Origin of the sequence: Halorubrum tibetense (assembly GCF_042661865.1) — an archaeon.
Taxonomy (GTDB): Archaea; Halobacteriota; Halobacteria; order Halobacteriales; family Haloferacaceae; genus Halorubrum; species Halorubrum tibetense.
This window is the reverse complement of record NZ_JBHSWW010000284.1, coordinates 1-3113: the sequence shown is the minus strand read 5'-3', so window position 1 is coordinate 3113 and position 3113 is coordinate 1. Positions and strand designations below refer to the sequence as shown.

At 67.4% G+C, this 3113-nt stretch carries 4 protein-coding genes and 1 pseudogene; 2 read left to right on the top strand and 3 right to left on the bottom strand.

From position 1 onward, the window contains the following. Nucleotides 1–354, top strand: a pseudogene (locus tag ACFQEU_RS13755) (protein sorting system archaetidylserine synthase); the annotation flags it as partial. Nucleotides 355–458: 104 nt separating this feature from the next. Here ACFQEU_RS13755 and psmB read toward each other — a convergent pair. Together psmB and ACFQEU_RS13745 are read right to left on the bottom strand one after the other, a co-directional pair. Further along, the gene (gene psmB, locus ACFQEU_RS13750; RefSeq protein WP_379783076.1) at nucleotides 459–1190 is read right to left on the bottom strand and encodes an archaeal proteasome endopeptidase complex subunit beta; all 732 of its coding nucleotides are present in this window, start codon (nucleotides 1188–1190) and stop codon (nucleotides 459–461) included. Between the two features lie 213 nt (nucleotides 1191–1403). After that, nucleotides 1404–1577, bottom strand: coding sequence for a hypothetical protein (locus tag ACFQEU_RS13745; RefSeq protein WP_379783074.1), 174 nt, complete (start codon nucleotides 1575–1577; stop codon nucleotides 1404–1406). 315 nt (nucleotides 1578–1892) lie between these two features. On the opposite strand from ACFQEU_RS13745, the gene ACFQEU_RS13740 reads away from it, so the two are divergent. Then, a complete protein-coding gene (locus tag ACFQEU_RS13740) occupies nucleotides 1893–2519 on the top strand; it encodes a uracil-DNA glycosylase family protein (protein ID WP_379783072.1) in 627 nt (208 codons plus the stop codon). A gap of 349 nt (nucleotides 2520–2868) precedes the next feature. Here the strand turns inward: ACFQEU_RS13740 and ACFQEU_RS13735 are convergent. Then, a partial coding sequence (locus ACFQEU_RS13735) for an asparagine synthase-related protein (protein ID WP_379783070.1) occupies nucleotides 2869–3113 on the bottom strand: 245 nt, incomplete at its 5' end.

The following is a 3113-nucleotide window of genomic DNA, read 5'->3' as shown; positions in this document are numbered from 1 at the left end:
GAGACCGTCGGGGTGCCGACGACGCTCGCGGCGACGCTCCTGGCCGCCGTCGTCCTTGCCGGCTACACCGACCCGGTCCCGCTCGTCGCCGCGACCGCCGTGTTCGCGCTGCTTATGGGGTCGACGATCACCTACCCGGACCTCCACGCGCAGGACGCGATGGTGATGGGGCTCGTCCAGGCCGCGGTGATCCTCACGCCGCTCGGACGGATGGCGACGCCGATGCTCCCGCCGTGGATCGGCGAGGGGTTCGCGTTCGCGCTGTTGTTCCTCGCGTCCGCGTACCTGATCCTGGGCCCGGCGTTCTACTGGGGCGACGGGATCGGCGGTTCGGACGGCGAGCTCGGCAAGTGAGGAACCGCGGCCTCACCGCCCCCGAGAGAACGTGAACAGGACAGGATCGAACGGCCAAACGGCCGTCAGAGGAATTGGGTCGGTCCGGGACCGCTGGTGACCGCTTACAGCAGGTCGTCGAAGCTCTTGTAGCGGGTGATGTCGACGCCCTCGTCGGTGACGACGGCGACGTTGATCCCGTTGCCGGACGCGAGGTCGCGCTCGACGGCGGACTGGATCGCCTTCGCGGCGACCGTCTTCGCCTCGTCGACGGTGATGTCGTCGTGATACTCCTGTTCGAGCACACCGAGGGCGTACTGCGAGCCGGAGCCGGTGACGGTGTACTCCTCCTCGGTCGTGCCGCCGAGGGCGTCGATGGAGTAGATGTGTGCACCCTCGTCGTCGACGCCGCCGAGGATCGGCTGAACGATGAAGAACGCCCCCGTGCGAAGGAGGTTCCCGGTGAGCGTCGACAACGCTTCCATCGACATGTCCTTGCCGCGACGGGCCTCGTAGAGGTTCGTCTCGGCTTTGAGCGTCGAGATGAGGTTCTGGGCGGCCGAAACGGAGCCGGCGATGGTGAGCGCGCCGCGCGGGTGGACTTCCTCGACCTTCTGGACGTCCTTCGAGGAGACCATCCCGCCGAGGGAGGCGCGCATGTCCGTCGCCATCACAACGCCGTCGCCGGCGCGGATGCCGACCGTGGTGGTGCCGGTTTTCATCTCGCCCTCGCCGTCAGCCTGGGCGGCACGGCGTTCGCTGTGTTCGAACTCGCCGAGCTCCGGCCCGAAGACGGGCTGGTCGCGGCCGAGCTCGACGGACGGACCGTCCGAGAGATCGTCAGTCGGTGTTCGCATTACCGACTTGTTGTCCCCTCGCGCTGATAAAGGCAACCCTTCGGGGGGCCGCCGCCGGTTCCGACGGTCATATCCGCGAGCGGGCGAGGCGGTGCGTCGAGGCGATCGAGGGCGGGAGCGACCGCCGCCAAGAGATCGGCGAGCGGCCGCTGCAACGTCGGAGGAGGCGGTCGCTCCGCGACGGAAACGGGCGACGGAAAACGGACGGTCGAGTTACTCGTCGGCGCGCTCGTACGCCTCGCCGGTGGTCTCGACGAGCCGGTGGATCGGGAGGTTGATGCCGAGCTGCTCGCGGGCGAACACGGCCACGGGCAGCAGCGAGATCCCGATGGCGACGGTCGCCTGGTGGAGTCCGAAGAGGGCCGCCGTGCGGATGCGATCGAACATGGGTCTTCGATACCCTCCAACGGGAGGCCGTATATAACTCTTGTGTCGCGGAGATCCGGTTGACCCCGTCGGAGTCATGCGGTTTTCGGAAACGTTCCCGATCCGTGAAACCACCACGCGTCTCCGCCACGAGAGCCGTATCACAAGCCGGTCGAATCCGGTTCGTATTCATAACTTATGGAAATCCATCGCGGGGCATGCGCCTACCTGCGTCGCGGGATGAAACGGGACGGAACGGAACGCCGGTCGCCGGGCCGGGCGGCGCGTCGCCGTCGACCGAACGGGATATTACCGTTCGGTCGTGTACTCGGTCCCGTGCAGAACGTCACCGACCGGACGAGCAACCCGTTCGGTATGCAGCCCGACTGTCCGTCGTTCGTGCCGGGGTACGGCGACGCGAACGCCGACTTCCACGTGATCGGGGATCACCCGGGCGTCCACGGCGGCGTCGACGAGTCGGTCCCGTTCACCGGGGAGCCGTGGTCGGCCGACTTCCTCGGTGCGCTGGCCGAGGCGGGCCTGCTCGCCGAGGTCGACCCGGTCGCCACGGACCGGACGTTCCTCTCGTACCTCCACATGTGCGTCGCCGACGGGGAGCCAACCGAGGGGTCGTACGACGACATGGAGCGGTTCTTCGACGCGGAGTTGCGCGCGATCGCCGCGCACGTACTCCTCCCGGTCGGGGCCCGTGCGACCGAGCACGTCCTCCGCCAGTACACGGCGCGAGCGTGGAAAACCGAGATCGACATGCAGACACTCCACGCCGAGGAGCTGCTCGGGTCGGGGTGGCTCGTCCTCCCGATCAAGGACCCGGCGGACTGGACCAACGGAGATTCGGAGCAGCTCGTCGGGGCGCTCCGCCAGCTCCGATCGACGGATTTCCGTCGCGAAAGTGACCTCGGGCGGTTCATCGCCGGCAGCGATCCCTATCTCGTCCGGTGAGCCGGCTATCGTGTATGACAGCGTCGACCGCCGGAGGAGCCGGATCGGAACCCCGTCGGATTCCGCGGATCCGACGGGGAGATATCTTTACGATCGGTCCTGATATCGATCGATCATCCGACGTTTGTCCCAATAACAGGGGATCGGTGAGGTTATATTTGTCGCGACTTGGTGGATTTTATACCGTACCCATCGATCGGTAGGTAGACGCCCGGATCGAACGGGCGTCGGCCGCAGGACTGGTACTCCACCGCGGCAGCTTGGTCAGTACCGGCCCCGACGGGCCGGTTTTTCGGCGGCGACACGCACCGTGTCGAGCGCGGGCGACGCCGAGCGCGAGCGAGCTCGACTACTCGGCGAGCAGGGACTCGATATACTGTCCGACGTGGTCGTCCATCCGGCGTTTGAACCCGTTTTGCCGCGCCAGTCGGTCCAGCTCCCGTGAGACGTACGTCCCGTACTGGACCGCTTTCTTGTCCGCGCGCCACACCGACGCCGGGAGCCGGTCGGCCGCCGCTCGGCGGAGTGCGACCTTCCGCTCGTCCGGCGTCGCAAGGAGCTCGTCCGGGAGCTGGAGCGCGGCGGCGACGACCC